Origin of the sequence: Lysobacter enzymogenes (assembly GCF_017168095.1) — a bacterium.
GTDB lineage: Bacteria > Pseudomonadota > Gammaproteobacteria > Xanthomonadales > Xanthomonadaceae > Lysobacter > Lysobacter enzymogenes_D.
Genome location: NZ_LXSD01000361.1, coordinates 15,527 through 19,997 on the forward strand (window position 1 = coordinate 15,527; position 4,471 = coordinate 19,997).

3 protein-coding genes and 1 pseudogene are annotated in these 4,471 nt (G+C 71.4%); 1 reads left to right on the forward strand and 3 read right to left on the reverse strand.

The features are described from left to right. Positions 1–194: 194 nt before the first annotated feature. The gene (locus A7A76_RS14295) at positions 195–1,133 is read right to left on the reverse strand and encodes a DUF1684 domain-containing protein (protein WP_206411819.1); all 939 of its coding nucleotides are present in this window, start codon (positions 1,131–1,133) and stop codon (positions 195–197) included. Positions 1,134–1,207: 74 nt separating this feature from the next. Then, complete coding sequence (gene mutL, locus A7A76_RS14300; RefSeq protein ID WP_206411815.1) at positions 1,208–3,094, reverse strand: DNA mismatch repair endonuclease MutL; 1,887 nt, start codon at positions 3,092–3,094, stop codon at positions 1,208–1,210. A 127-nt stretch (positions 3,095–3,221) separates the two neighbouring features. Here mutL and A7A76_RS26665 point away from each other — a divergent pair. Then, positions 3,222–3,305: pseudogene (locus tag A7A76_RS26665) on the forward strand (DUF6053 domain-containing protein); the annotation flags it as partial. Positions 3,306–3,365: 60 nt separating this feature from the next. Here the strand turns inward: A7A76_RS26665 and A7A76_RS14305 are convergent. Next, positions 3,366–4,471 (reverse strand): N-acetylmuramoyl-L-alanine amidase (locus tag A7A76_RS14305; RefSeq protein ID WP_206411816.1); only part of this gene is annotated, 1,106 nt, incomplete at its 5' end.

A 4,471-nucleotide genomic window follows, 5' to 3' on the forward strand; every position in this document is an offset into this window, starting at 1 on the left:
TTCACCGCGACAGGACTCTGAAGTCTCTGGATCCCCGCCTTCGCGGGGATGACGGCTTGAAGGAGCGCCGCGAAACGCCGTTACCGCTCAAGCCGCGCAACTCGCCTGGCGCCAAACCGCGCACCCCACCTGCCGTCATGCCCGCGAACGCGGGCATCCAGGGCTTCACCCGACGAAACCCGCCGCAGCAAGCCTCACGACGCCTGCGCCGCCTTGTCGGTGTGCTTGTACGCCTTCTCGCCCGCGGTCACTTCCAGATCCAGCCGGTTGCCCTGCGGCGGCAGCGGGCAGGTCGCGAACGGGGTGAACGCGCATGGCGGGTTGTAGGCCTTGTTGAAATCGACCGTGACCTTGCCCTGCAGGTTCGGCCGCGGCACGTCGAGGAAACGCCCGGCGCTGTAGCTGCCGTGGCCGCTGGTGCGGTCGGCGAACACCAGCATCAGCTCTTCGCCGCCCTGGTCCAGGGCCTCGATGCGGTAGGTGCGGCCGTCGCGCTCGAACTCGACCGCGCCGGGGTTCGGGGTCGGCTCGACCACGCCGATGATGTTGGCCACCTCGATGGTCTGCCCGGCCGGATGGGCGACGAACTTGGCCGTGATCTTCCAGTCCTGCTGCGCCGGCCAGTACTCGATGCCGGCGAAGCCGGTGCGGCTGGGCGCATCGGCATGGCGCACGCGCAGGTAGTAATTGCCGCCGCGCTTGATCGCGGTCAGCACGCCCTTGCCCTCGTCGAAGCCGATCCGGGTCGGGCCGGCCGGCGAATCGTCGGCCAGCAGCACCGCCGCGCCCTTGAGCGGCTGTTCGTTGAGGGTCAGCGCCAGCCCGCGCTCGGGCACGAAGCGCAGCCGGCCCTTGTCCAGCCGCAGCAGGCCGATGTGGCCCGGGCCGACGCTCAGGCGGATGCCGTTGTCCGGATCGCTGCCGAAGTAATGCGCGCCGGCCTCGATCGGATGCAACCCGACCAGGCTGGTCCAGCCGTCGGGCTTGAGCAGCCCGGCGCTGCGCTGTTCGCGCCACAGTTGCTGGTCGCGCTGGAAATCCTCGCTGGCGTGGGCAGCGCGCTCGGCCTGCTTGGCGCGCTCGGCCTTCTGCGCGGTCGAATCGCAGGCGGCCAGCGCCGGCAGCAGCAGCATCGCGCACAGCGCGCCGCGCCACGGCAAGGCGGCGCGGGAAACAGTCACGGCAGGCGAACGGACAGCGGCGGTCATCAGCGCCCTCGCAGGAACCAGCGGTCGATTTCCGACAGGGTGAAGCGGGCCCAGGTCGGGCGCCCATGATTGCATTGCCCGGAGCGTTCGGTCGCCTCCATTTCGCGCAGCAAGGCGTTCATTTCCGGCAAAGTGAGACGGCGATTCGCGCGCACCGCGCCGTGGCAGGCCATGGTCGCCAGCAGTTCGTCGCGGGCCGCGCCGACCCGGCGCGATTCGCCGTGCTCGCGCAGGTCGGCCAGCACGTCGCGCAGCAGCGCCTCGACGTCGCCGTGGGCGAGCAGCGCCGGCACCGCGCGCAGGGTCAGCGACTGCGGGCCGGCGCGGGTGACTTCGAAACCCAGCGCGATCAGCGTCGCTTCTTCGCGCTCGGCGACTTCGGCCTCGCGCTCGGACACGGCCAGGGTCGCCGGCACCAGCAGCGGCTGGGTGCGCAGGCCTTCGCCGTCGTGGGCGGATTTGAGCTTTTCGTAGCCGATGCGCTCGTGCGCGGCGTGCATGTCGACCACGACCAGGCCTTCGGCGGTCTCGGCCAGCACGTAGATGCCGTGCAACTGGGCGATGGCGTAGCCCAGCGGCGGCAAGGTGTCGTCGTCGCTGTGCGGCAGCGCGGGCGCCGACGACGGCGTGGCGTAGGCGCTGCCGCCGCCCGACGCGAAACCGCCCGCGGAGGCGCCGCCGCCGTTGTTGTTGTTGCCGTAAAGCGCGGCGTACCCGGCCTGCGTCTCCTGCACGCGGAACGCCAGCGGCGCGGTCGGTCGGTACTGATACATCGTCGCCTGCGACGACGACCCCGCGCCGCCGCCGGCCGGTTCGCCCTGCGCGGCCGGATGACCGCCGCCGCCGAACTCGCCGGTCTGCGCCGACGGCAGGCTGCCGGCGCGGGTTTCGGCCAATGCGTCGTTGAGCGTGCGATAGACGAAATCGTGGATCAGCCGCGCATCGCGGAAGCGCACCTCGTGCTTGGCCGGATGCACGTTGACGTCGACCCGGCGCGGATCGAGTTCCAGGAACAGCACATAGGCCGGCTGGCGGCCATGAAACAGCACGTCCGAATACGCCTGCTTCACCGCATGCGCGACGCTGCGGTCGCGCACTGCGCGGCCGTTGACGTAGAGGTATTGCTGATCGGCGCTGGCGCGGTTGTACGACGGCTGCGCGATCCAGCCGTGCAAGCGCAGGCCGGCGCCGCTGTGATCGACGCGCAGCGCGTTGCGCGCGAACTCCTCGCCCAGCGCCTCGCCGATGCGCACGTCCGACAGGCCCAGGTCGATCTGGTCGCCCTCGCCCTTCCAGCGCCGGGTCGGCTTGCCGTTGTGCGACACGCGCAGTTCCACGTCGGGACGCGCCAGCGCCAGCTGGCGCAGCCATTCCTCGATATGGCCCAGCTCGGTGCGTTCGGCCTTCAGGAACTTGCGCCGCGCCGGCACGTTGAAGAACAGGTCGCGCACCTCGACCGTGGTGCCCTGCGGATGCGGCTTCGGCGCGATCTCGCCGAGACGGCCGCCGTCGATCTCCAGCACCGCGCCGCGCTCCTCGCCGATCCGGCGCGAGCACAGCGAGAAGCGGCTGACCGAGGCGATCGACGGCAGCGCTTCGCCGCGGAAACCGAGGGTGGTGACGCCTTCCAGATCGTCGAGCGAAGCGATCTTGCTGGTCGCGTGGCGCGATACCGCCAACGGCAGCTCGTCGGCGGCGATGCCCTTGCCGTCGTCGCGGATCCGGATCAGCCGTACCCCGCCCTCTTCCAGGTCGATGTCGACCCGGCGCGCGCCGGCGTCGAGCGCGTTCTCGACCAGTTCCTTGACCACGGACGCGGGCCGTTCGACCACTTCGCCGGCGGCGATCTGGTTGATGAGGGTGTCGGGGAGCTGACGGATGGTCACGGCGGCGTTCCGGTGCGCGCAGGCACCGCGGGGGATTGGGAATCGATGATAGCCGCTGCCGCCGCGGCTCCGCGATCCGGATCCTGCGCTCTCGGCGTTGCGCTGGCGGGCGCTGCGGCGAGCGCATGTGGGAGGGGCTTCAGCCCCGATGCTTTCCGGTCCGTTGGCCGAGATCGGACCGGAAGGCATCGGGGCTGAAGCCCCTCCTACAAAAGCGGCCCCGGGGTCGCCGGGGCCGTCGAAGCGATCGTTTGCGCCGCGCGGCGCGTCGTCAGCGGCTGCCGCCGAAACCGCCGCCCTGCGGCGGCGAGGCCTGCTGGGCTTCGGCGCGCGCGGCGTACAGCGAACCCGGCGGCGGCTGGCGGGTGAAGTAGTTGTTGATCCCGCCGAGCACCGCGCGCGCCAGCGCGCGCTGATGGCCCGGGTCGGTCAGGCGGCGCTCTTCTTCCGGGTTGGAGATGAAGTTGGTCTCCACCAGCATCGCCGGCATGTCCGAGGTACGCAGGACCGCGAAGTTGGCCTTCTCCACATGCGGCTTGTGGTTGTTGCCGACGTCGCGCAGGCCTTCGAGCACATGCGCGGCGGCGTCTTCGGAGGCCTTCATGTGGCCGCTCTGGGTCAGGTCGAGCAGTACCGAGGCCAGGGTGTTGTCGGTCTGCTGCAGGCGCACGCCGCCGATCAGGTCGGAGGCGTTTTCCTTGTCGGCCAGCCAGCGCGCGCGCTGCGAGGTCGCGCCCTTGAGCGAAAGCACGTACACCGACGAGCCGCGCGCGCTGCGGTTTTCGGCCGCGTCGGCGTGGATCGAGACGAACATGTCGGCCTTGGCCTGGCGCGCCAGCTGGGCGCGCCGCGGCAGCGGGATGAACACGTCGGTATCGCGGGTCATGTACGCCTTCAGCCCCGGCGTGGCGTTGATCTGGCGCGCCAGTTCGCGGCCGATGGCCAGGGTGACGTCCTTCTCGCGCTTGCCGCCCTGGCCGATCGCGCCGGGATCCTGGCCGCCGTGGCCGGGGTCGATGGCGATGATCAGCGGGCGCATGCCGCGGCCGCGCATCACGTCCTTCAAGGTCTTGACCGCGCCGGCCGGCGGCGCGGGCTCGCTCGCCGGCGCGCTCGCGGCGGCGCTCGCATTGGCGGCGGCAATGTTGTTGGCGGCGGCAGCGCTGTTGGCAGTGGCGCTAGCGGCAGCCGAACCGGGCATCGGCGTCGGCACGCCGGTGGCGATACGGGTGGGCACGCCCGTGGCGATGCGGGTCGGCACGCCGGTGGCGATGGTGGTCGGCACCGGCGCCTGCGCGGCCTGTTCGAACACCGCCTGGTTGGCGGCCTGCTGCGCGCCGGACGGCGGCGCGGCGGCGGCTACGGCCTGGGCGGCGG

Excerpts from the sequence above, each read along its gene's own strand:
- A7A76_RS14295 (WP_206411819.1), bottom strand. The coding sequence starts at position 1,133 with ATGCTGCTGCTGCCGGCGCTGGCCGCCTGCGATTCGACCGCGCAGAAG.